At 62.2% G+C, this 23,511-nt stretch carries 24 protein-coding genes, 1 tRNA gene and 2 pseudogenes; 11 read left to right on the plus strand and 16 right to left on the minus strand.

The annotated features are described in order from the left end of the window. The first annotated feature begins 37 nt into the window (after positions 1–37). Positions 38–1,018 carry a sugar-binding transcriptional regulator gene (locus KIP88_RS09640; protein WP_214487653.1) on the plus strand — a complete coding sequence of 327 codons (981 nt, stop codon included), beginning with the start codon at positions 38–40 and terminating at the stop codon, positions 1,016–1,018. Positions 1,019–1,026: 8 nt separating this feature from the next. On the opposite strand, the gene phnY is transcribed toward KIP88_RS09640, so the two are convergent. The 6 genes and pseudogenes from phnY to aepX all read right to left on the minus strand — a co-directional run bounded on the left by phnY (position 1,027) and on the right by aepX (position 6,792). Further along, on the minus strand, positions 1,027–2,433 hold the full coding sequence (gene phnY, locus KIP88_RS09645) for a phosphonoacetaldehyde dehydrogenase (protein ID WP_249790650.1): 1,407 nt from the start codon (positions 2,431–2,433) through the stop codon (positions 1,027–1,029). Positions 2,434–2,523: 90 nt separating this feature from the next. Further along, positions 2,524–3,027: a DMT family transporter gene (locus tag KIP88_RS46410; RefSeq protein WP_249790701.1), complete on the minus strand. Its 504-nt coding sequence runs from the start codon at positions 3,025–3,027 to the stop codon at positions 2,524–2,526. 39 nt (positions 3,028–3,066) lie between these two features. Beyond that, positions 3,067–3,417: pseudogene (locus KIP88_RS46415) on the minus strand (EamA family transporter); the annotation flags it as partial. Next, positions 3,414–4,577, minus strand: a complete 1,164-nt coding sequence (gene aepY, locus KIP88_RS09655; protein WP_214487656.1) for a phosphonopyruvate decarboxylase — start codon at positions 4,575–4,577, stop codon at positions 3,414–3,416. The gene aepY and the pseudogene KIP88_RS46415, both read right to left, overlap by 4 nt. 135 nt (positions 4,578–4,712) lie before the next feature. Further along, the gene (locus KIP88_RS09660) at positions 4,713–5,780 is read right to left on the minus strand and encodes a methyltransferase (RefSeq protein ID WP_214487657.1); all 1,068 of its coding nucleotides are present in this window, start codon (positions 5,778–5,780) and stop codon (positions 4,713–4,715) included. Positions 5,781–5,841: 61 nt separating this feature from the next. Continuing rightward, positions 5,842–6,792, minus strand: coding sequence for a phosphoenolpyruvate mutase (gene aepX, locus KIP88_RS09665; protein WP_214487658.1), 951 nt, complete (start codon positions 6,790–6,792; stop codon positions 5,842–5,844). Positions 6,793–7,189: 397 nt separating this feature from the next. On the opposite strand from aepX, the gene KIP88_RS09670 reads away from it, so the two are divergent. Next, entirely contained in the window at positions 7,190–8,071 is an 882-nt protein-coding gene (locus KIP88_RS09670; protein WP_214487659.1) for a hypothetical protein, read from the plus strand. Here the strand turns inward: KIP88_RS09670 and KIP88_RS09675 are convergent. Together KIP88_RS09675 and KIP88_RS09680 are read right to left on the minus strand one after the other, a co-directional pair. Further along, positions 8,036–8,431, minus strand: a complete 396-nt coding sequence (locus tag KIP88_RS09675; RefSeq protein ID WP_214487660.1) for a nuclear transport factor 2 family protein — start codon at positions 8,429–8,431, stop codon at positions 8,036–8,038. The two genes, KIP88_RS09670 and KIP88_RS09675, sit on opposite strands and share 36 nt — an antisense overlap. Continuing rightward, complete coding sequence (locus KIP88_RS09680; protein WP_214487661.1) at positions 8,431–9,213, minus strand: hypothetical protein; 783 nt, start codon at positions 9,211–9,213, stop codon at positions 8,431–8,433. Before KIP88_RS09680 ends, KIP88_RS09675 begins: the two co-directional genes overlap by 1 nt. A gap of 164 nt (positions 9,214–9,377) precedes the next feature. Between KIP88_RS09680 and KIP88_RS09685 the strand changes: the two genes are divergently transcribed. Further along, positions 9,378–9,854 (plus strand): helix-turn-helix domain-containing protein, encoded by a 477-nt coding sequence (locus tag KIP88_RS09685; RefSeq protein ID WP_214487662.1) that lies wholly within the window; start codon positions 9,378–9,380, stop codon positions 9,852–9,854. Positions 9,855–9,960: 106 nt separating this feature from the next. Here the strand turns inward: KIP88_RS09685 and KIP88_RS46420 are convergent. The 5 genes and pseudogenes from KIP88_RS46420 to mnmA form a co-directional block, all read right to left on the minus strand. Then, a pseudogene (locus tag KIP88_RS46420) lies at positions 9,961–10,278 on the minus strand (HlyD family secretion protein); the annotation flags it as partial. Between the two features lie 330 nt (positions 10,279–10,608). Further along, positions 10,609–10,685 (minus strand) — tRNA-Met (locus KIP88_RS09695). 115 nt (positions 10,686–10,800) lie between these two features. Then, entirely contained in the window at positions 10,801–11,166 is a 366-nt protein-coding gene (locus KIP88_RS09700; protein WP_214487664.1) for a hypothetical protein, read from the minus strand. A 139-nt stretch (positions 11,167–11,305) separates the two neighbouring features. Next, positions 11,306–11,944 carry a class I SAM-dependent methyltransferase gene (locus KIP88_RS09705; RefSeq protein ID WP_214487665.1) on the minus strand — a complete coding sequence of 213 codons (639 nt, stop codon included), beginning with the start codon at positions 11,942–11,944 and terminating at the stop codon, positions 11,306–11,308. A gap of 21 nt (positions 11,945–11,965) precedes the next feature. Beyond that, complete coding sequence (gene mnmA, locus KIP88_RS09710) at positions 11,966–13,165, minus strand: tRNA 2-thiouridine(34) synthase MnmA (protein WP_214487666.1); 1,200 nt, start codon at positions 13,163–13,165, stop codon at positions 11,966–11,968. A gap of 345 nt (positions 13,166–13,510) precedes the next feature. Between mnmA and KIP88_RS48145 the strand changes: the two genes are divergently transcribed. The 8 genes from KIP88_RS48145 to KIP88_RS09750 all read left to right on the plus strand — a co-directional run bounded on the left by KIP88_RS48145 (position 13,511) and on the right by KIP88_RS09750 (position 21,739). Continuing rightward, positions 13,511–15,232, plus strand: coding sequence for a flagellar hook-length control protein FliK (locus KIP88_RS48145; RefSeq protein ID WP_214487667.1), 1,722 nt, complete (start codon positions 13,511–13,513; stop codon positions 15,230–15,232). A gap of 11 nt (positions 15,233–15,243) precedes the next feature. Continuing rightward, positions 15,244–15,939, plus strand: a complete 696-nt coding sequence (locus KIP88_RS09720; RefSeq protein WP_214487668.1) for a flagellar hook assembly protein FlgD — start codon at positions 15,244–15,246, stop codon at positions 15,937–15,939. 207 nt (positions 15,940–16,146) lie between these two features. Further along, on the plus strand, positions 16,147–16,422 hold the full coding sequence (locus KIP88_RS09725) for a DUF1153 domain-containing protein (protein WP_002714638.1): 276 nt from the start codon (positions 16,147–16,149) through the stop codon (positions 16,420–16,422). 170 nt (positions 16,423–16,592) lie between these two features. Beyond that, positions 16,593–18,224 (plus strand): flagellar basal-body MS-ring/collar protein FliF, encoded by a 1,632-nt coding sequence (gene fliF, locus KIP88_RS09730; protein ID WP_214487669.1) that lies wholly within the window; start codon positions 16,593–16,595, stop codon positions 18,222–18,224. A 1-nt stretch (position 18,225) separates the two neighbouring features. After that, complete coding sequence (gene fliG / locus KIP88_RS09735; protein WP_214487670.1) at positions 18,226–19,308, plus strand: flagellar motor switch protein FliG; 1,083 nt, start codon at positions 18,226–18,228, stop codon at positions 19,306–19,308. Further along, positions 19,308–19,934 (plus strand): FliH/SctL family protein, encoded by a 627-nt coding sequence (locus KIP88_RS09740; protein ID WP_214487671.1) that lies wholly within the window; start codon positions 19,308–19,310, stop codon positions 19,932–19,934. The genes fliG and KIP88_RS09740 overlap by 1 nt, the downstream gene beginning before the upstream one ends. Positions 19,935–19,953: 19 nt before the next feature. Continuing rightward, positions 19,954–20,304: a flagellar motor switch protein FliN gene (gene fliN / locus KIP88_RS09745; protein ID WP_108521346.1), complete on the plus strand. Its 351-nt coding sequence runs from the start codon at positions 19,954–19,956 to the stop codon at positions 20,302–20,304. A 55-nt stretch (positions 20,305–20,359) separates the two neighbouring features. Continuing rightward, positions 20,360–21,739: a sigma-54-dependent Fis family transcriptional regulator gene (locus KIP88_RS09750; protein WP_214487672.1), complete on the plus strand. Its 1,380-nt coding sequence runs from the start codon at positions 20,360–20,362 to the stop codon at positions 21,737–21,739. A gap of 75 nt (positions 21,740–21,814) precedes the next feature. On the opposite strand, the gene KIP88_RS09755 is transcribed toward KIP88_RS09750, so the two are convergent. The 3 genes from KIP88_RS09755 to KIP88_RS09765 all read right to left on the minus strand — a co-directional run bounded on the left by KIP88_RS09755 (position 21,815) and on the right by KIP88_RS09765 (position 23,503). Further along, positions 21,815–21,994 (minus strand): hypothetical protein, encoded by a 180-nt coding sequence (locus tag KIP88_RS09755; RefSeq protein ID WP_214487673.1) that lies wholly within the window; start codon positions 21,992–21,994, stop codon positions 21,815–21,817. A gap of 71 nt (positions 21,995–22,065) precedes the next feature. Beyond that, complete coding sequence (locus tag KIP88_RS09760) at positions 22,066–22,650, minus strand: flavin reductase family protein (RefSeq protein ID WP_214487674.1); 585 nt, start codon at positions 22,648–22,650, stop codon at positions 22,066–22,068. Positions 22,651–22,657: 7 nt separating this feature from the next. After that, positions 22,658–23,503 (minus strand): ATP-binding cassette domain-containing protein, encoded by an 846-nt coding sequence (locus tag KIP88_RS09765; RefSeq protein ID WP_214487675.1) that lies wholly within the window; start codon positions 23,501–23,503, stop codon positions 22,658–22,660. Positions 23,504–23,511 lie beyond the last annotated feature (8 nt).

The following is a 23,511-nucleotide window of genomic DNA, read 5'->3' on the forward strand; positions in this document are numbered from 1 at the left end:
AAAGAGCGGATTCCTGAAGCTGATCGGAGGATAGGGCGTGTTGATTCGAGGCCCGCAAGCGGCATCAAACGAAGGCGAAGCCGGCGATGGTCGAGCCGATGCCGCCTTGGTGGCGAAAATCTGCTGGTACTATTTTAGGGAAGGTCAAACCCAGGATGCGATCGCGCAGCGGCTGAAGATGACCCGCAAGCGCATCAACCGGATCCTCGGTGAGGCCCGGGAAAGCGGCTTCGTTCAAATCACGATCGCCGACCCGGCGGGCCAACGCACCGAGCTCGAAGAAGCACTCATCCGCAAATTCAATCTGCGTCACGCGATCGTGGTCCCGGTCCCCATGGGCGGCACCGATGTGCGTTCTTTCATAGGGGCTGCCGCCGCGCGATACGTCGCCGAGTGCCTTCCGCCGTCGGGTTCGCTGGGAATCTCCTGGGGCGGCACCATCAATGCCGCAGCTCAAAACCTGCCGCAGCGATCTGGAGACGGCACCCGCGTGGTGCTGATGTCCGGCGGGTTGGCCGAAAGCGCGCCGATCAATCCATATGACAATGCAACCATGATTGCCCGGGCGCTCGGCGCGCGATGCTATTATCTGACCGCGCCGATGTTCGCCGAGACTGCGGAGTTAAGGGACATCCTCGTCGCGAGTGAGCCTGTTCGTTCAGTGCTCGCCATGGTGCCCTCCCTCGACGTGGCCCTGTTGAGCGCGATCGACCTCTCCGAGCAATCAAAGGCGCTCGAATACGAGGTCATTTCTCGGGAAACCTGGGCTTCGTTGCTTGCAGCCGGTGCCGTCGGGGATATTTGCGGTCACTACCTCGATTCAGCCGGTAAGCCGCTTCACCACCCCCTGGTGCAGCGGACGATCCATCCGCCGATCGACCACGTGCTTCAGATCAAACATCGGATTCTCGCCGCCGGAGGCGAGCACAAGGTCCCCATTATTCGCGCCGGGCTGTTGGCTGGCCTCGGCCAGGCCCTGGTCACTGATGAAGCGGCGGCGGCCAAACTGCTGGATTGAGGTTTGCCTCACCACGGCAGCGAGTAGGTTTTGATATTCGTAAAGCTCTTCATGGCCTCCAGCACGCCCTCCTTGTGGCCGAGGCCGGAATCCTTGATGCCGCCGAACGGCGTTAGCTCCGTCCGGTATCCCGGAACTTCCCACACGTTGACGCAGCCGACGTCCAGGGCATCGACAAAGCGGGTGATGTAGTCGAGCCTGTTTGTGCACAACCCCGCCGAAAGACCGAAGGCCGTTGAGTTTGCGATGGCGATGATCTGTTCGACGTCATCCGGGCAGCGAATGATCGGCAGGACGGGGCCAAAGGTCTCTTCGCACACCAACTCGCAATCGGGCGGGACATGATCCACGAGTGTCGGCGGGTAAAGCGCGCCCTTTGGAGTATTGCCGAGCAGCACGCGTGCGCCGTCCTGAACTGCGGCTTCGACGCGTCCGGCAATTGTCGACGCTGCCTTCGCGTTGATGACCGTCCCCACATCCGTGTCGGGATCGATGGGATCTCCGGTCCTGAGGCGCTTCATCAAAGAGAGGGTCACTTCGGCAAAGCGATCGGCGACGTCATCGACGACCAGGGCCCGCTTGACGGCGGTACAGCGTTGCCCGGAATTTTTGGTCGCACCCTGCACCGCCAATTGGGCTGCGCGGTCGAGATCGGCGTCACCCATGACGATCAGAGGATCATTCCCGCCGAGCTCGAGCACCAGCCTTCTGTATCCCACCCGTTCGGCAATTTTCTTTCCGGCGCTCACCGATCCGGTAAACGTCACCAGGTCGATGTCCGGGTCATTGATCATCGCGTCTCCCAGCGAACGCGGATCGCCGGTGACCACCGACAACATTTCCGGCGGTAGTCCCGCCTCATAAAGCAGCTCGGCAAGGGCAAGCGCTGTCAAAGGAGTCGCCTCCGCCGGCTTCAGCACGACCCTGTTGTTGGTCGCGATCGCCGGAGCGAGCTTATGGCTCACGAGATTCAGGGGGTGGTTGAAGGGGGTAATCGCCGAGATGACGCCAAGAAGCGGTGTCCTGGTCGCGAATATGCGTCGGCTCTGCGCACTCCCTCCGATATCGCCCGCGTAAATCGCTCCATCGTCCTGGAGCACTGCGTGCGCTGCGAATGACCAGACATCCCGGGCCCGCGCGGTTTCATGTAGCGAGTCTTTCAAGCACAGGCCGCTTTCCGATGTAATGAGATGCGCAAGCCGTTCCCGGTTTGCTTCGATCGCCTCCGCCGTTGCCAAGAGAATCTGCGCCCGCTCATGCCGCGTGAGCCTGGGGCGGAATGCCCGGGCAATCGCGAAGGCGCGCCGAACATGCTCGGGACGCGCCTGCGGCACTGCAGCTATTACCTGATCGGTAAACGGGTTCCGCACGTCGATCGTCGAATCCGCAAGGACATCCTCGCCTGCGATCTTCATCGGGTGGTAGAGACGTGTCGAATCCAACATCGCCGGGCTCCATGTGGTGTTCCGTGCCGATCCTGGGCTTCCGGGCTCGTGGGATCGCCCTCACAGCGATCGGCTCCTTTGGCCGCCAGCATGCCAAATCGCGATGGTGACGCCGACGATGATGAGGACACAGGCGAGCACGACGCGTGCCGTGGGAGCCTCCTGTTGCAGGACAGCGGCCGCAACCAGCGCGACGACGGGGATGAGTACGAGGCTCTGAGATGCGATCTGCGTGGAAATGGAGCTGAGCGCTCGATACCAGGCGACGAACGCCAACCCGGTCGCCACGATGCAGTTGAATGCGATCGGCCAGGCAAGAATCGGCAATTGAGTCCAGTCAAGCCGGCGCTCCAGCAGCAGCGACGCAACGATGACGACGACGCCCGAGGTCGCCAATTGAAAGATGGTTCGGTTCCACACGTTGCTGTCGCCGGGGGCGCGTTTATGGATCCATGTTCCCAACGCCCAGCTGAAAGCCGCCATCGAAAGCAACGCGATGCCCAGGATGCCATGAGATGTCGCCACGGGAATCGCACCCGACGCCAGCAGCCCGAGGCCAAGCATGCCACAGGTCAGTGCGACAACATCGAGAAGCGATTGCTTTTGGCGATCTATCGTCCATTCGATCGCGACGAGCCACAGCGGCATCGTGTAGAAGATCAGGGCGCTGGTGCCGACATCGAGATATTGCAAGCCGGCCAGGCTCAGCCCGAGGCCTCCAGCCATTTGAAGGAGACCCACCGCGACAAGCCTGCCCTTCCGATCACATCCGAGCTGGAGTGGATATCCAAGGCACAGACGCGCGGCTCCGATCGCGATTGCGCCGCCGAGCAAACGGACGCCGGTAAAAAACAGCGGCGGCGAAGACTCCAAGGCATCCTTGATCACAAGCCAATTTGTGCCCCAGATAATGACGACGAATAAGAGGCAAAGGAAACCGCCTGATGTTTTCACCGGGCCACTCCTGCCGGCACGGCTTGCAGATGGAAAGCCTGCTCGTTTAGCGCGGTCTGGAACGCTCGTTTGTTCTCCTCCGGCGTGTGATGGGACGTAACCCGGGGTAGCGAGCGCGAATGTGATTGATTGACCTTGCACAGCAGGAAGTGCGGACCTTCGGTCGACAGGCCTCGCGCAACCGCGTCGCTCAATTCGGCACTGGTGACGCACCGGCTGACCGCGCGGTACCCACAGGCCACGGCGACGGCTTCCAGCGAGGAAGTCACCGAGGTGGATTCTTGCCCCCCGGTCGAAACGTAGCCTTCGTTATCCAGCACGATATGTAGGAAATTTCGGGGGGATGCGTACCCGATCGTGGACAAGACCCCCATATGCATCAGCACGGCGCCATCGCCATCCAGCGCGACCACGCGACGCGATGGATGCGCGAGCGCGACCCCCGCAGCCACTGCGCTGCAATGGCCCAACGATCCCTGCATGTAGAAGTTCTCTGGACGGTCGCTCAAGCGAAATAACTCCCGGGAAATGAAACCGGTCGTTGAGACGACGAGATCGGTGGGTCGCAGGGTTTCGCTGACGATTTCCAGAGCGCTTCCGACGCTGAGTGGATAATCGCTCACCTGTTGCTCGCCGTCGATAACGACGCCGAGGCCCGCCGACAGCTGACCCTTCCGGACCAGAACGGCAAACGAGATCGATCGCTGGAATGCCTCTTCGGCCTTCACGAGGGTCGCCATGAACCCCTGCGGCGTCCCGTCGAACTCGCTCCATGGGATTGCCAATTGATCGAGCAAGGCGTGGGTATTGGCACCCATGATACGATGCTGCGGCTCGTCCTCGGGTTCGTCCGTATGTCCCCGCACGGAGATCAGAAGCAGTGTCGGAATGCAGTTGACCTGGACCAGCGATGTCAGCGGATTGATGATGTTTCCCAGTCCGGAATTCTGCAGGGCAACGACGCTTCGTCGCCCCGCCAGTGCGGCGCCGACGGCAAATGACAACGCGCTGCCTTCGCTCGCCGCCGGCACTGACGTGATATCGTTGTCCAGTGATACCTGCTGGAACAGATCAGCGAAGTTCGAGCAAGGTACCCCGGAAAAGAACTCATACTTCTGCTGCTTCAGAAGACCCAAGAGTGTCGTCGTCGATAAAGTCATTTCAGGTTCCCCCGGACAGGCGACATTGTTCTCCCGCGCCAGAGAAGGCGCGGCGTTTACTGCCGTCGGTATCGACGGCAGCAGGATCAGGCAGAACGCTTTCAGACAGCGATCTTGCCCAGATGGAGCTCTTGTTCAGTTGTTGGCGAGCTTTCGCGCCGTGATGAGACTTCGGTTGCAGATCGACTTGCGATAGTCGACGTGCTGAAAGCCGGCGCCTTCCATGAGGGAACGCATGTCCTCGAAGCTGTAGCAGCAGCCCTCATAGCCGGTGGTCAGCAGCACCGAATATTCCGCCTCCGCGATCGGCGCAGGCCCGCCTCGGTCGTCCGGGTGGCAGCTGTAAACCGCCACCCGACCGCCAGGCAGCAAGCTTTGGTGCGATTTATCCAACAACAGCCGCACTTTTTCCGGTCCCCAATTGTGAAGGACATGCGAGTAGAGATGGAGAGAAGCGGTCTTTGGAAATGGATCGGCAAACATATCTCCGGCGATCACCCGCGCTCTCGCTGCCGTCAGCTTGCGCTCGGCAAGACATTGCATGGCGAGCTGGTCGACGGGGGGACGCTCAAATATCGTCGCCGACAGGTTGGGATATCGGTTGAGCAGGTGCGCCGAATAGACCCCGGATCCACCTCCCACATCCAGAACGGCCGTGTCCTGTGCACAATCGAGCAGGCGCGCGAGATCGGGAGCAAAAATCCGCCCACGCTCCTCCATTCCGCGCGTATTCAGATCGGCGAAATCGTCCGTTTGCATCAGCGCGTCCCAGTTGGTCGTGTCGCCACGCTCAACATGCCACGTGTCAGGTGCACCCTGGCGCAATACGTCGTAGATCTCCCGGACCGACGATTTGTACTTCATGGTAGCGATGTAAGAGGAAATGTTCTCGCTCGAGCTGCGGCTCAGGTACCGCCGCGCGGATTCGGTAACGAGAAGCTTGCCATCGGCGTTGGCGAGCAGCCCCCAGGACTCGAAGAGCCTGATCATCGTTCGCGTTGGCCGCTCCTTGATCTGAAAATGCCCGCGCAGCTCTGCTTCCGTCGCGGGAGTTTGGTCGAGATAGGTGAAGAGATCGAGCCACGAGACCGCGGCGATATAGAGGTCAGCCGCATAGGAACTATCGCGCCATCGGATCACCTGCGCGATGTCAGGTTCAGGAAGCTGATTTGGTACCGACGCTGCTAGTGTTGATTGAAGCATGGCACGATCTCCGCGTTAAGAAAGTTGCTATGGGGATACGGTGGGTTGGAGGGCCGGAGGATCACACTTTGGCGTGACCATTTCCGCTGTGCTGCGGCAAGTATCGCTCCTCGGCGGCAGCGAGTTCGCCGTAGCGCAACAGACCAAAGACCTCGTCGAGCGTGGCGACTTCGCCTTCGATGCCAGCGATGCTTTCCTCGGCGATAATGCGGCCGCAAATGTCCCTCATCCCGGCGATTGCCGCTCGCATCGAGTGGTTGGCCCAGATCACTGTCGAGATGCCGGCTTCGCGATAAGCGGAGACGGGTGTTCGATAGTATTTGGTCGGGACGATCACAACGGGAAGCCGGTTCTGCCAAGCGCCGGCGAAAGCGAGAATTTCGTCCGCCACGCTCTTGCGCGAATGAATGAGGATGGCGTCAGCTCCGGCCTCGGCATAGGCATGGGCGCGCGCAAGCGCCTCGTCCATTCCGTGGCCGGCGATCAGCGCCTCGATCCGTGCGACGAGGACCAGGTCGTCGCCTACCGCATCCTTTACAGCGCGCAGCCGGCCGGAGAATTCGCCGGTATCGGCAAGCGGATGCCGATCGCCGACGAACGAATTCATCTTGGGAAAGCCCTTGTCCTCCAGCGCGACGCCGGCAGCGCCACGCTGCTGCAGCTTGCGCGCCAGAAGGCGTGCATTGTTGAAATTGCCAAAGCCGCTATCGCCGTCGACAAGCACCGGTAGGTCGCTCGAGTCCACCATGCGCTCGATAACATCAACGAGCTGGGTCCAGGAGGCTTCGTTGGCGTCGCGGTAGCCGAGCGAGCACGAAATGGACAGGCCGGACGCCCAGAGTCCCTTGAAACCTGCACGCTCGGCGATGGCGCCCGACAGACCGTCGTGAGCCTCCATCAGGAAGGCGAGATCATGATTGCAGCAGATCTGGCTGCGAAGTTTTTCCGCCGCTCGCGACGCGGCGTGGTGGTGACGGCCGTTTGCGACGACGGTCTGTTTTTGCGTTTGCATGTCGAACTCCCTGAGCGTCCCATCTGCATCATGACGCCTTCTAACAATAGTTGTGACACGTTTATGCACGGCGTCAATATCTAATTCTAGTTGATGCCGTAAATATCTAATTCTAGTTGATACGGAGTGTTGGAGCGGACGCAGCCGGTTGCCGGTGCCACTTCAGTAGTTCGTTGCAACCGATAAGTGATTCAGTCCCGGACTTCGCGCAAGCAGATGTGGACGACGGCTGAGGCAAAGCGGAATCGCAGGAAAAACGCCATCACCAAAGCGTGAAGCCAATCATCCATCGAATTTTGATGTCTAGCCAGGCGAGTATGGCTAAGATGACGCAACTTCGCCAAATAATGAGCGCTGGATCGACGATTTTGCTCCCGGGTTGACGGTGGTGGTCGCAATGCAAACTATCATTCTGGATGATCACGGTCGTGCATGGGACGCGCGATCCCCGGCCTTAAGAAGTTTCCTGCACTGCTCACTTCCTGACTTCGATTTTCTGACTTACCTCGTCGAAAATCTGGGATTTGTGGCCGTAACAAGAATCGCTCCCAACGCGGCGCGCATCCGGTTTCGGCCCGAAACGGCGTCCCAGACCAGCATCGCCGCAGCTCTATTCTGCCTCGCGGATATGGGGATTGAGCGCGCCGTCATTTGCCACCCGGACCAGTTCGTCGAGAAACTGTTTCCGAGCCTCGCACAGACGATCGCGTACATTGCCGAGCAAGTGGCTGCGAACCATCAGACAACTTCTCGCGCGTTCACGGGCAGAGAGCTGCCGCTCGAAATGCTTGCCAGCGCGGACAAAGCACTTGCATCACTTTTCGCGCATTGGATTGATTCCAAGCAGGTTTACGATTCAGCCAAGCTGGCCGACGTGTTGCCCGATTCGCTTCGTGGGCGATTCATGCTCGTCGAGCCTGTGGATGGCCGCCTGACCATTACCGATGTCGGACCTGGCTTTGAGATTTTTGGCGAGACCTGGCGGAAGAATGCGCGAGGCATGCCTATGGAAGAACAACCGGATTACAATTACGGCCAGTGGGTGCAAGGCCTTTACCGCCGCGTCCAGGAGACGCTAGTGCCGCGCCTGGACGAGGTGAACGCCACGATCAGACGGCCAGACAGGAACGACAGCATTCACACCCATTATCAGCGTCTCATCTTGCCGTTCACCTGCAAGGGAAACAGGGGAACATGCCTTCTCGGCGCATCGGTCGTTGACTTCTGGAAGCAACAATCCGCCCTAGATCGCCGGGCTGTCGAAGAATGTCCGGCGTAGATCAATCCGCCCTTCCCTGATGCGGTAGATATCCGCAAAACGCATGCTGAGATTGCGCCCATTCTTGGCAACGCCGGAAAAGCTGCCCCAGCACGCAATGTTTGCGCCGTCGCTCAGCACCCTCTCGACACGATGCTGGCCGAGCGAAATAATCCGTTTCGTCAGGTAGAAGTCCAGGATAGCCGACTTTCCGACGAACGGTTCATAACCCGGTCGTTCGTAGATCGCCTCGTCGTGGAGAAACTCGGAAAGCCCTGCCCAGTCCCTGCCGTCGATGCAACCGAACAGCCCTTTGACAAGCCCTTCTGAATCCTCGGGACGAAAGGTTTGATTATTTAATACCGCCACGCCTTGCGACATCAGTGATTTGCGTCCTCGGCAATGCGGGGCCCAATAACAGGGACATTCACCCGGTCCATGATTGCTGCGAGATCGGCAAGGAGTTCGTCAGACTGCATCCAGCCCAGCCCGCAACGCATCTCACCAAGCGGCGACGCCACAAGTTCAATGCAGCTATGCTCGATCTTCGTGTATCCGGCACGCTCTGCCAGGCCGCCGGCGATGACGGCATTGGCCATCATGCCGATCGTGAAATCGCTATTCCAGCGTGTGAAGGCATATGCCCGCGAAATGCGCGACTGGATGGTTGCAAGGTCCTTGCCTCTGAAATCACGCCGATACCAGACGGCACCGGAAAAGACGACACGCCCGCTGATTTTCTCGGCAATCGGCGTGGTGATCTTGCAGTGATCTCCACGCGCGAATGCGGCATCAGGATCGGCAAAGAACATTCGCAGGGAAGCTGCTTCGTCCTTGAGAGACGTTCCCGGCCAATCATAGATGCGCGCCGCTTGGGTTGTGACGACCTCCCCATGCTTGTTCCGCCCGATCAGGACATACGCTGTCTCCGGCGTAACGCCGCCCAGAGCCTCGTCAAAAACCGGCACAAGCGGGCGCCAGGTATCGGAGTTGGCTTTATTGGCTTCGACGAGATCCTGGAGGCTGCCAAAAGACAGCGTTACTCCGCGATCCCTTGCAGCGGTATCGGCCCAGAGGAAGAACCGCCCGAGCAAGCCCACTGGGCCGTATTTGATCTTGAGTTGAGTGGGTAGTCGCCCCGATCTCGGAAGAGGCTCTTGCATGGATTTCGTCCTGCCATTCTCACATCGTGTGGTTGAGGCCTAATAATCCGTGCATTTGTAGCCCGCATGACATAATTCTAGTTGATAGTACCACCTAGGAGTTGATATGCCATTTCCACCGTTCCATTTGATTGTACCGAACAAGAATACAACCGCGGTGTGCGATGCCTTCTGAACCTTCCGCGAAGAAATCGAAATCCCGCGCGCCTAACAAACGCGGCGCCAAAAACAGGGTTTCGTCGAAGAAGCCGACTCATGTCGACGAACACGTCGGGAAGCGGTTGCGTCTGAGGCGCAACCTCCTCGGCTTGAGCCAGGACGAACTGGCAAGGCGTCTTGGCCTGACGTCTCAGCTCATCCAAAAATATGAGGCCGGAGAAACCCGGATCAGCGCATCAAGACTCTACGGCATTGCCGCGCAACTCGCCGTCCCGATCACATGGTTCTTCGACGAGTTGGAAGGCAAGAAACGACCGTCCATCGATCCGAAGCTAACCTCCGAAGCGCAGGATTGGAGTGAACTCGTTACGAAGCGAGAGTCGCGTCAGCTCCTCGAACTCTACTTCGGCATTACTGATGAGCGCCTGCGCCGAAAATTGATGGAAGTCGCGCAACTTCTGAAGACAACTGGCGATGAATAGCAGCTCGCGTATCCTACGGCTCCGGCACCAAGACCGGATGAGTCCGCGATCATCTCGATGATCTTCCTGAACCTCTCGGTGCGCAGATCGTGCATACACCGTTCAGCTATCGTTCGCGAAATGCCCAGGCAACCTGGTCGAACACCGGCTTGGTAAGGTAGGAGCCAACCGTCCGGTCGGCCGTCTTGATGAACGCTTCGACGGGCATGCCGGGCACAAGCCTGACATCGCCGAGGCGAGCGAGCTCATCAGGCCCGATGGCGATGCGCGCCGTATAGTAGGCGATGCCTGTGCGTTGCTCCGTCGTCACGTCGGCCGATACCCGGCTGACGGTTCCATTGATCTCCGGCGTCGTGCGCTGGCTAAAGGCAGAAAACCGCAGCGCTGCAGCCTGGCCAACCCGTACCTGATCGATGTCTTGCGGCGGCGGCAAAGGAGGCCGGGATCGAGCCTCAGTAGCACCGCGACGATCCTGGACGTCCCAAGCGCTGCAACGTGCAAGCCCGGAGGCGCTGCGAGCCGCCAATGAGCCGCTGCGCCCGCGAAAAAGGCGTCGGTCGCGAGTGCGCGGTTGGCAGCGAGAGTTCGGACTACTCAGGTCATCGCCAATCTGTCGTCGACTGACACTGTCGCCTTTGGGAGCACGGTGCCCCCCCTTACGGGGCGCATTCATCCGTTCGCGCTGGCGAGGCGCTACCATTGAGCGCAAGGGATCGCAAAAGATCGAAGGAAGGCGTGCAAAATCGCAGAAGTTTGGTAGCGAGAGAGGGACTCGAACCCCCGACCCCAGGATTATGATTCCCGTGCTCTAACCAGCTGAGCTACCTCGCCACGGTTCACCGGCGCGGCACACCATGCCGCATTCGCGAACGCGCGGCATATAAGGAGTGGCTCGCGGACCTGTCAAGCAAAGCCAGCGGTTCGGCCAAGCATCTGCAAAATAGCGCTATTTCGGCCGGATTGTCGGGTCGCCGCCGGGGCTGCCGGGTGGCGGAATCACGGGCGTCTTGCCGGTGTCCGGCGCCGGCGCGTGCATTTCGGGATCGATGCCGGGCGGTGGACACAATACGCCGTCCGAGCGCGCCAGTTTGTCGCCGAGCGGCTCGGCCCGCTGGCCGGTGGTCGTTCCCTCCGGAACCGCGGTGCCGGAGTGCGGCGCGGGCTGCATCGGCGCGCAATTGGCGGTGCGCTCGGGCGACGGCGGCGCGGTCCGGGCGGGGGGCGTTGTCGGGCTCGGCGGGGCTTGTGCGGCCGCCATGCTCGCAGTCGCCGCCCACATACATGAGATCAGAAGCGCACGTTTCATTGCCATGTAAGGGAAACGGCCTGTGCTCGCGGAGGTTCCGCAGTCAAACTGTCGCTTTTTGTTTGGCGCATTTTCTTAACGCGAGGCCAGCCTCCCCCCCCGGATCAAGTCCGAGGGCGTGCTTTGCTCGAAAACGCTATGCGCTTCACGATTTCCGAAAACGAATCAGCGAAAAATGCCCCATCGGCGGCATCGGACGCCGCTCGGTCAGGGTGACGCCGCCATGTTTGGCGGCCCAGTTGGTCAGGCGTTCCCACGGGAATTCCGGCCGCCAGCCGAGCCGCCGCGCCAATGGCGCGAATGCCAGCTCGAACATGCGGCGCGGGCCGCTTTCGGCGCCGATGTGGTTGACCAGAATGAGCTCGCCGCCGGGTTTCAGGACGCGGATGAAATCATCCAGCGTGCGTTCCGGATCCGGCACCGCCGTGATGACATATTGCGCCACCACCGCATCGAAAAACGAATCCGGAAACGCCAGGTTCTTGGCGTCCATCACCGCAAGCGTTTCGACATTGGTCAGACCAAACTCGCGCACGCGCTTGAGCGCCCGCCGCAGCATCGGCTCGGAAATGTCGACGCCGCATAATTTCGTGCTGCGCGAATATTCAGACAGCGACAGCCCGGTGCCGACACCGACGTCGAGAACGCGCCCGCCAATCTTGTCGGCTTCCGCGATGGTCGACCGGCGGCCCTCGTCGAATACCTTGCCGAAAACGAGATCGTAGACCGGCGCCCAGCGCTCATAAGCCTTTTCGACCCCCTCGCGGTCGATGTCCCCAGCCATTCCCTCTGCCCCGATTTTTTCTTAACTGCGCATCACCTCGGCGAGCGGCGCGGTCGCTTGCTGCGCCCCTGCCCTCGCCGCCGCAATCGTTGCGGTCGCGCTCTTGATGAATCCACCGCCGAGCACGCGTGCCTGTCCTGCCGGCGCATCGTAGAACACGCAGGCCTGGCCAGGTGAAACGCCTTCTTCGCCGGCAATGAGTTCGACCTCGTAAGCGCCGTCGACCGCGCGCAACCAGGCCGGTTGCGGCGCGCGCGTCGAGCGCACGCGCACGAACATCTCGATGCCGTCACCGATGACGCGATCCAGCAGCCCGTCGCCGATCCAGTTGACGTCACGAAGGCGGATGCGATCCATCCGCAACGCCTCGCGCGGTCCCACCACGACGCGGCGGCTGGCCGCATCGAGCTTGACGACATAGAGCGGCGCGCCGGATGCAATGCCGAGCCCCTTGCGCTGGCCGACGGTGAAATGAACGATGCCCTGATGACGGCCGATGGTACGGCCTTCGAGATCGACGATATCGCCGGGCTCGATCGCGCCGGGCTTCAGGCGGCCAATGATGTCGGTATAGCGCCCGGTCGGCACGAAGCAGATGTCCTGGCTGTCCTGCTTGTCGGCGACTTCGAGGCCGAAGCGCCGCGCCAGTTCGCGCGTCTGCGGCTTGGTCATGTCGCCGAGGGGAAAGCGCAGATAGTCGAGTTGTTCGCGCGTGGTCGCGAACAGGAAATAGCTCTGGTCGCGATCGGCATCCGCAGCACATACCAGCGCGCGCGATCCGTCGCCGAGGCGGCGCGAGGCGACATAGTGTCCGGTCGCGAGCGCCTGCGCGCCGAGTTCGCGCGCGGTCGCCAGCAGGTCGCGAAACTTGACCGATCGGTTGCACTCGATGCAGGGCACCGGCGTTTCGCCGAGCGCGTAGCTGTCGGCAAAATTGTCGATCACGGATTCGCGGAAGCGGCTTTCATAGTCGAGCACGTAGTGCGGAATGCCGATCCGCTCGGCGACGTTGCGGGCGTCGTGGATGTCGCGGCCGGCGCAGCAGGCGCCCTTGCGATGGGTGGCCGCGCCATGGTCGTAAAGCTGCAGCGTGATCCCGACCACGTCGTAGCCCTCGGACTTCAGCAAGGCAGCCGTCACCGAGGAGTCGACGCCGCCGGACATGGCGACCACGATCCGTGTGTCCTGCGGACGGCCTTCGAGATCCAGACTGTTTCGCATGCCAAAGGTCATCGACTTCAATCGCAAGCGCGCTAAGCGGCTCGCGGCTATGGTTAAAAAGCCTTTTATTATAAGGCCTTAGGGGATCATTCGGCCATACCGGGCCGGATCGGACGCCGCTCTTTAATATAGGCCGTATTCCCGCGAGGCAATCAGTCGATCTCCAATTTGGAGCGTGTCCAGGACGGCAAATCTTGCCGCCGGGCAGAAAAGGGGATTGCGATCATGCTCCGCCATTTGGCCGCCATTCTTCTAAGTACTTGAAATAATGTCATATTTTTTGTTTCGGGCGGATGGCCCGGTCCTTGCTGAATGGTAACCGAGAGCTCAGCGCGAGGGTCGCCCGTGGTTAGTGTCACGTCAGAAGTATCGGCAAATACATCTTTTCAGAACGCGGCGGCGAGATCCGCCCGGCCGGATTCCGAGCCATCCGCGGGAAACGACAGCTTCGCGGCGCTGGTCGACAGCAATAAGGCCGCCAGCAACAACGACAATCGCACCCAGGACAACGCGCCCACCGGGCGCCGCTCCGACGATACGCAAGCCGCGTCCGACAACCGTTCGCGCGACAATGCTGCCGCATCGGACAAGGCGGACAAGGCCGCGCGCAACGATTCGATTGATCGCAACGCCGCGGCCAAAGCACACAGCGATAAGGCACGCAGCGACAAGGCACGCGACGACGGCAAAGTCGACGCCAATGCCAATGCCGATACCAAGGCCGATACCGACACCAAGGCCACGACGACCCGCCACGCCAAATCGAAGTCCGACGCGCAGAACTCCGATGGCGCGAAGTCCGACGAGGCGACGCAGGCATCTTCCGGCGACGCTTCCCCAAAAACCGATCAGACCGAGACGGTGCAGGATGGAACGGCCGTGGTGACGGCCGACGCCATTGCCGTTGCCATCCCTGCTGCCGCAGCGCCGGCGGCGACAGCATCCGCGACACAAGCAACCGACAAGGCGACCGCACCGCTTGCGATCGCAGCGGCAGCGATCGCAGCCTCCGCTTCGCTCGCCGCCGAGACGGCGCCGGCCGCTCCCGCCGCTGAAGCCACCGAGGCCGCCGCCACCGTAACCCAGCCTGCGAACGCCGCGCAGGCCGAAGGTGGCGCCAAGACCAGCGCACAAGGCGCGGTCGGCCAGGCCGTCAGCGCCCAGACCACATCCGTCGACCCATCCACAACCGGCATCGCTCAGGCCGCTTCAATGATCGCGGCGACGACGCCCGCCGCCACCAAAGCCGCCGCGCAACTCAAGAACCCCGATCTCGCCAGGAAGGGCGCCACGACGGCAGTCGAGCAGGCCGGCACCACCGACACCGCCGCGCCCGCAACACCTGCCGCCGATACCATCGTGCCCGCCGTCACATCGCCAACCGAAGCCGCAGGCAAGCCGAAGTCCGACAATGGCATCGCCGATGCCGTGAAGGCCGACGCGTCAGGCAATTCCATCACGCCACCGGCCGCCAACACCCAAGCCCACGCGCATCTTGCCGCCTCTGATATCGGCCAGACGCCGGTCAATTCCTCCGGCAACGGCCTGCAGGCTGCCGGCGCGATCCAGACGCAGCAACCGGCCGCTTCCATCACGACGCCAGCAACTGCTGCCCAACTCACCGCCACGGCCGCGGCAAACACGCCGGTACCGGTGAGCGGACTTGCGATGGAAATCGCCGCGTCTGCCAAGAGTGGCAAGACCCGCTTCGAAATCCGGCTCGATCCCGCCGAACTCGGCCGCATCGATGTCCGCATCGATATCGACCGTCACGGCCAGATGACATCGCATCTGACCGTCGAGCGGCCGGAAACGCTGTCGATGCTGCGTCAGGACGCCAACCAATTGCAGCGCGCACTCGACAACGCCGGGCTCTCGACCGGCAATGGTGGCCTGCAGTTCAGCCTGCGCGACCAGTCTTCGCAGGGCCAGAACGACGGCAACCAGTCCAATCCCAACGCGCATCGCCTCGTCGTCAGCGAGGAAGACAGCGTGCCGGCCGTCGTCGCCGGTCGCAACTATGGCCGCATGCTCGGTGCGAGCGGCGGCGTCGACATCAGGATTTAAGGGAGAACGCCATGGCAGTTAACGCAACCATGCCGACGACGGTCGTCTCGGCGGCCGGGACCGGCACCGCCACGGGCAACAAGACGGCGTCGGACAAGACAACGGGAATCGCGGATAATTTCCAGACCTTCCTGACGCTGCTGACCACGCAGCTCCAGCACCAGAATCCGATGGATCCGCTCGACACCAACCAGTTCACCCAGCAGCTGGTGCAGTTTGCCGGCATCGAGCAACAGCTCAAGTCGAACGAGCAGTTGAAGTCGCTGGTGGAGATCGAAAAGAGCGCGCAGGCGACGCAGGCGCTGGTCTATGTCGGCAACAAGGTCTCTGTTGATGGCAGCAAGGCACAGTTCGACAAGTCCGCGACCTGGAATTTCCAACCCGACAAAGACATCACCGCGACGATTACGATCACCAATTCGACGGGACAGACGGCCTATACCGGCAACTTTCCGCTGAAGAAGGCAGGCTCGAGTTTCATCTGGGATGGCAAGGGCAATGACGGCGTCCAGTGGCCGGCCGGCACCTACACCTTGACCGCCACCGGCAAGGACAGCTCGGGTAACAACGTCGCGATTTCCACCGAAGTCCAGGGCATCGTCGATTCAGTTGATCTCAGCGCGTCCCCGCCCCTGCTGTCGATCGGCGGTCAGAGCTACACCACTGACAAAATCAAGCGGGTGCTCCGCCCGACCACCTCCAGCTAGCCCCCGGGGGGCGCCGCTTCCCTGCGTCCGGCCTTTCCCCGCCCGGTTCCCGAGTGAACGCAACGGCGTTCCCGGAGGCCGGGTCGCGGCCATTTCCAGTCATTTTCAAGGAGATTCGTATTGAAGCAGTGGGCTTAGGTAAATTTTAAGCCGAGGGGCGTAGATTTTCTACCGTGAGTTCAGTGGTTGAGAGTTTGTGAGTACGCCATGACAGAACCCCATCGCCCGAGGGTAAAATACGTCATCGGGCCTGACGGCAGTCCGTTAACAATTGCCGACTTGCCCGCGCCCGGTACCAAACGGTGGGTCATCCGCCGCAAGGCCGAAGTCGTTGCAGCGGTCCGTGGTGGCCTGCTCTCCCTCGAGGAAGCCTGCAGCCGCTATACGCTGACCGTCGACGAATTCCTGTCCTGGCAGTTTTCCATCGATCAGCATGGTCTGGCAGGCTTGCGGACGACCCGGATCCAGCAATATCGGCAGTAATCTCTCCCGAACCGAAAGATTTGATGAAAACCGGCTTCGTTTTGCGAAGCCGGTTTTTTTCATGCCCGAACTATTAACGACGGCTTTAACAGACGTTAACCATATGGAAACCATCCCCTAGGCAATAATTGCCCAGTCGGTCCCTGGGGCCGAATCCCTGGGGGCGGTTGGTGCAAAGTCTCGTTGCTTTCCTGAGAGGACTGGGCGCCTCGCGGTTGATGGCCATGGTCGCGGTGACAACCGCGCTGATCGGCTTCTTCGCCTTCGTCATCATGCGCGTCACGACGCCGCAGATGACCACCCTGTTCACCGATCTCTCCACCGAGGACTCCTCCAGCATCATCAAGGATCTGGAGCGCCAGGCGATTCCCTTCGAACTGCGCAACGAAGGCGCGGTCATCATGGTGCCGAAGGACAAGGTCACGCGGCTGCGGATGAAGCTCGCCGAAAGCAACCTGCCCAAGGGCGGCGGCGTCGGTTACGAAATTTTCGACAAGTCCGACGCGCTCGGCACCACGAGCTTCGTCCAGAACATCAATCATCTGCGTGCGCTGGAAGGCGAACTCTCCCGCACCATTCGCGCCATCGATCGCATCCAGGCCGCCCGCGTCCATCTGGTGCTGCCGGAACGGCCCTTGTTCGCGCGCGAGGCGCCGGAGCCGTCGGCCTCGATCGTGGTGCGGGTGCGCGGCAGCCTCGAACCGCAGCAGATCCGCGCCATCCGCCACGTCGTCGCCTCCGCCGTCAACGGATTGAAGCCGCAGCGGGTGTCGATCGTCGACGAAGCCGGCCGGCTGCTGGCTGACGGCGCCGGCAAGGAAGCCGATGTCGCCGTCGGTGAAGAGCGCCGCACGGCCTTCGAGAAGCGCATGCGCAACGAGGTCGAGGCGATCGTCTCCTCGGTGGTCGGCCAGGGCCGTGCCCGCGTCCAGCTCACCGCCGACTTCGACTACAACAAGGTCACCCAGACCTCGGACAAGTTCGATCCCGAGGGCCGCGTGCTGCGCTCCACCCAGACCCGCGAGGAATCTTCGCTCACCGCCGAGAACAACGGCCAGGTGACGGTCAACAACGAACTGCCCGGCAACCAGACCAACACCACCGGGCCTGCGGCCCGCGACCAGAGCAAGAAGAGCGAAGAGACCAACAACTACGAAATTTCCCGCACCACCAAGACCGAGGTCACCGAGGCCGGACGGGTCAACCGGATCTCGGTCGCGGTGCTGGTCGACGGCGCCTATACCAAGAACGAAAAAGGCGAAATGGTCTATCAGGACCGCAGCAAGGAACAGCTCGACCGCATCGCCACCCTGGTCCGCTCGGCGATCGGTTTCGACCAGAAGCGCGGCGACCAGGTCGAAGTCGTCAACCTGCGCTTTGCCGAAGCGCCGGCCGTCCCCCCGGTTGCGGAAGCGTCCGGCCTGCTCGGCATGCTGCAGTTCACCAAGGACGACGTCATGTACGTCATCGAACTCGGCGTCATGATGCTGCTCGGCCTCGTGGTGCTGTTCATGGTGATCCGCCCGCTGGTCAAGCGCATCCTGGCTGCCGAAGTCATTCCCGCACTGGCCGAACCGGCGCCCATTTTGATCGAGGGCAACGGGCCAAACGGAGAACTCGGGCCCAATCAGGCCTTGATCGCCGGCACCAGCGGCGCCGCCCAATTGATCGACGTCGCCCAGGTCCAGGGCCAGGTCCACGCGCAGGCCGTGCACCGGGTCGGCGAACTGGCCGAACGAAATCCGAACGAGACCGCTTCCATTGTTCGCCAATGGCTCAGCGAACCCGAACGAGTGACCTGACATGGCCGTACCGCAAACCACAAATGCCAACGACATCACCACCGTCATCTCGGCGCTGGCAAGTCGTCAGAGCGCCCGGCCGAAGGGCAAGCCGCTGAGCGGCGCGAAGCGCGCCGCCATCCTGATGCTGGCGCTGGGCGAGCAGTATGGCGGCAAGGTCTGGTCGCTGCTCGATGACGATGAGGTGCGCGAACTGTCGATCCACATGTCGACGCTCGGCACGGTCGAGGCCGACGTGGTCGAAGACCTGCTGCTCGAATTCGTTTCGCGCATGTCGGCATCCGGCGCCCTGATGGGCACCTTCGACGCCACCGAACGGCTGCTGCAGCAATACCTGCCGTCGGACCGCGTCACCGGCATCATGGACGAAATTCGCGGCCCCGCCGGCCGCAACATGTGGGAGAAGCTCTCCAACGTGCAGGAAGAAGTGCTCGCCAACTACCTCAAGAACGAATACCCGCAGACCATTGCGGTGGTGCTGTCGAAGCTGAAGCCGGAGCACGCCGCCCGCGTGCTGGCGATTCTGCCCGAGGATCTTGCGCTGGACGTGGTCGGCCGCATGCTGAAGATGGAAGCGGTGCAGAAGGAAGTCATCGAGCGCGTCGAGCAGACGCTGCGCACCGAATTCATGTCCAACCTGTCGCAGACCCGCCGCCGCGACGCGCACGAGGTGATGGCCGAAATCTTCAACAATTTCGACCGCCAGACCGAGACCCGCTTCATCACCTCGCTGGAAGAGGAAAACCGCGAATCCGCCGAGCGCATCAAGGCGCTGATGTTCACCTTCGACGACCTCATCAAGCTCGACTCCGCCTCGGCCCAGACGCTGATGCGCAATGTCGACAAGGACAAGCTCGGCATCGCGCTGAAGAGCGCCAATGAGGAGGTGCGCGCCTTCTTCCTCGGCAACATGTCCTCGCGCGCCGGCAAGATGCTGATGGACGACATGGCCGCGATGGGACCGGTGCGGCTGCGCGATGTCGACGAGGCGCAGGCGCTGCTCGTCAATCTCGCCAAGGACATGGCCGCCAGGGGCGAAATCACGCTGACCAAGAACCGCGCCGACGACGAGTTGGTGTATTGATGGCCGCGCCCGCAAAATTTCTGTTCGACACCGACTTCGCAGCGCCGGACAAGACGCGCGAGCGTGCCGCGACCGCCGCCGAGATCGCGCAAAAGGTCGCTGAGGCCGAGGCACGTGCCTATCGCGCCGGCTACGAGGCGGCCCAGCACGAGGCAAAGGTGGAGAGTGACCGCCGCTCGGCGCTGGCGCTGGAAGAGATCGGCATCACCATCAGGGGCATCGCCACGCGTTTCTCCGGCATCGAGGCCAGGATGGAAACCGAGGCGGTCGAAGTCGCGGTCGCGGTGGCGCGCAAGCTGTGCAGCGAACTGATCGTCCGCGAACCACTCGGCGAGATCATGGCGCTGGTCAGCGACTGCTTCTCGCATCTTGTTGCCACGCCGCATCTCGTCGTTCGCATCAACGACCAGCTCTACGAGGCCGCCCGCGAGAAGATCGAACGGCAGGCGGCCCAGAGCGGCTTCGAGGGCCGGCTGGTGATCCTGGCCGAGCCTGGCATTGCCACCGGCGACTGCCGGATCGAATGGGCCGACGGCGGCGTAGTGCTGGAACGCGCGGCCATCGAAGTGAAGATCAGCGAACTCGTCGGGCGCTATCTGGCGTCCCGCGATCAGGCCGGAACGTAAAGGCCATGAGGACTGAACCATGAGTGACACCGACGCACAGGTACCGCTACCCGATCTCAACGCCGCAGACGCCCCGCCGATCGACGATCTCGCCTACAACGAGGACGAACAGGCCTCGCGCATCGCGGCCGACCTCGAGGCCGTGTTCGACGTGCCGGTGCAGGTCTCGGCCGTGCTCGGCCGCTCCAAGATGGACGTCGGCGAACTGTTGAAGCTCGGCCCCGGCACCGTGCTCGAACTGGACCGTCGCGTCGGCGAGGCCATCGACATCTACGTCAACAACCGCCTGGTGGCGCGTGGCGAGGTCGTGCTGGTGGAAGACAAGCTCGGCGTGACCATGACGGAAATCATCAAGGCGGAACGCAGCTAACAATTTTGGTGACACGCGCCGCGAACGGCGCGAACAGACGAACAGGAGATAAAAAATGCGGCTTCTCATCGTTGGCACATTGAAGGGCCAACTCACGACCGCCACCAAGATCGCGATGGCAAACGGGGCTTCGGTGACCCACGCCGAAGCGATCGAGCAGGCGATGGCCGTGCTGCGCGGCGGCAAGGGCGCCGACCTGCTGCTGGTCGACGTCGCCCTCGACATCCGCGACCTGGTGATGCGGCTGGAAGCCGAGCACATCCACGTGCCGATCGTGGCCTGCGGCATCTCCAACGACGCCCGCGCCGCGGTCGCCGCGATCCACGCCGGCGCCAAGGAATACATCCCGCTGCCGCCCGATCCCGAGCTGATCGCCGCCGTGCTCGCCGCCGTCGCCAATGACTCACGCGACCTGATCTATCGCGACGAAGCCATGGGCAAGGTCGTCAAGCTGGCGCAGCAGATCGCGGGCTCCGACGCTTCCGTGATGATCACCGGCGAATCCGGCACCGGCAAGGAAGTGCTGGCGCGTTATGTTCACTCCCGCTCGGGACGCGCCAAGCGGCCGTTCATTTCGATCAATTGTGCGGCGATCCCCGAGCATCTCTTGGAATCGGAACTGTTCGGCCACGAGAAGGGCGCCTTCACCGGCGCCGTCGCCCGCCGCATCGGCAAGTTCGAGGAGGCCACCGGCGGCACGCTGCTGCTCGACGAAATCTCCGAGATGGACGTGCGGCTGCAATCGAAACTCCTGCGCGCGATTCAGGAACGCGTGATCGATCGCGTCGGCGGCACCAAGCCGGTGCCGGTCGATATCCGCATCATCGCCACCTCCAACCGCAACCTCTCCGATGCCGTGCGCGAAGGCACTTTCCGTGAAGACCTGCTGTTCCGCCTCAACGTCGTCAACCTGAAGATCCCGCCGCTGCGCGACCGCCCGGCCGACATCCTCGAACTGGCGCAGCATTTTGCCAAGAAATACGCCGACGCCAACGGCGTACCGCTGCGGCCGATTTCCGCCGATGCGCGGCGGGTGCTGACCTCAAACCGCTGGCAGGGTAACGTCCGCGAACTGGAAAACACTATCCACCGTTCGGTGCTGATGGCGCAGGGCGACGAGATCGGCCCCGAGGCGATCCTGACGCCCGACGGCGACCGCCTCGACCTCGCCAAGACCCCGCCAGCCGTGGCCCACGCCACCTTTGCCGCCGAACAGGTGACGCGTGCGCTCGTCGGCCGCACTGTCGCCGATGTCGAACGCGACCTGATCCTGGAGACGCTGAAACACTGCCTGGGCAACCGCACCCATGCCGCCAACATCCTCGGCATCTCGATCCGCACGCTGCGCAACAAGCTGAACGAATATGCCGACGGCGGCATCCCGATCACCCCGGCCGGCGCGGGTGAGCATCAGCGTTTTGTCGCGGCGAGTTAAGCAAAGACCCTCGTCGTCATTGCGAGCGGAGCGAAGCAATCCATAGCGCCACAAGCGAAGTGGTGGATTGCTTCGCTACGCTCGCAATGACGTGGAAAGAGCGGAATAACTCGGCGCGTCGGGCTTGCGGAAAATGTGAATGGGATCGCCGGGCTGCAGGTCGCGCCCGGTGAAAACCGCATAGGCATACAGCGCGAGATAGGCGATCGCGAGCGCGCCGACGCCGTAAAATACCCAGGTTGCGAGACGCTTCATTTACCGGGTTTAGATCGAACGCGGCAAAAAAGCCAGCCCGGCACGACCGGCGTATCCCCTGAGGACCTCCGTCAGAACTTCCGCGCGACGTGCCGCGCCGGCACGCTGACCTCGGCAAGCTTCGCCGCATCCTCGTCCTGATCGAGGGCGACATAGCGCCCCTGCCAATAGGCCAGCGCCGCGGTGCGTGCTGACACCGCAACGTCCAGAACGCGGCCGATGACGATCGCATGCGAATGCCGCTCAACGATATCCTCGACCTCGCAGTCGATCGCCGCCAGCGCGCCGACCAGCAGCGGCACGCCGGAGGCGCGCGTCGTCCACCTGGCGCCGGCAAAGCGGTCGGCGCCCTTCAGCCCGCCCTTGCCGGTAAACCGCTCGGCGATATCGATCTGATCCGATGTCAAAATGTTGACGCCGAAGAAGCCGTGGCGCTTCACGAGCGGCCAGGACGATGCCTCCCGGTTGATGCTGGCGATCAAGGCCGGCGGATCGACCGACAGCGAGGACACCGACGTCACTGTCATCCCCGAAATGTCCCTGCCCCTTCCTGCGGTGATGACGCTGACGCCACCCGTCAATTGGCGCATGGCATTGCGAAAATCGACGGACGTCACTTCGGTTTCGATCCACACGGAGCGGACAATGGAGTTCATCGGAACCTCACAGGTCGGAAGTATCTTCCGTGCCTTCCAGAAGATTTTTCAGGATCGCGCCTTCCAGCGCCGCGAGTTCAGCCGAACCGCGCTGCCTCGGACGCGGCACATCGACGATGAAATCCTCGGCGATACGGCCGTCTTCGATGACAAGCACGCGATCGGCCAGGGCCACGGCCTCGGCGACGTCGTGCGTCACCAGGATCGCGGTAAAGCCCTGATCGTGCCAGACACGTTCGAGCAGCCGTTGCATCGAAATGCGCGTCAATGCGTCCAGCGCGCCGAGGGGCTCGTCGAAGGCCAGCACGCGCGGCTGGCTGACCAACGCTCGCGCCAGCGCCACGCGTTGCTTCTGTCCGCCTGACAGGACCGCCGGCCACTGGGAGCGCTTGTCGGCAAGACCGACCTCGACCAGTGCGCTCTCGGCGCGGGCCTGCGCGTCCGCCGATCTTCGCTCGCGTCCGAGACCGACCTCGACGTTCGACAGCACCCGCGCCCAAGGCAGCAGCCGCGGCTCCTGGAACATGACCCGGACGTCTTCCGGTCGCGCGTCCTCGCCAAGGCTGATCGTGCCGGCGGTAATGGTCTCCAGGCCGGCGATCAGCCGCAGCAACGTGCTCTTGCCGCAGCCGCTGCGGCCGACGATCGCAACCGACTGGCCGGCGGGGATATGCAAATCGATGCCGCGCAACACCTCATTGTCACCGAAGGATTTGCGCAATCCCCGGATGGTCAGCGAAAGTCCGCGCGAGGACGCTTCCGATCCACGCCGAAGCAGTCGCGCCTGTTCGACGAAGTCGGCGCGATCGACCGGCTCGGCGCCGGGAGAAAGAAAACGAAGGGCTTCTTGCATTTCTTGTC

This window comes from Bradyrhizobium sp. SRL28 (assembly GCF_018596315.1).
Taxonomy (GTDB): domain Bacteria; phylum Pseudomonadota; class Alphaproteobacteria; order Rhizobiales; family Xanthobacteraceae; genus Bradyrhizobium.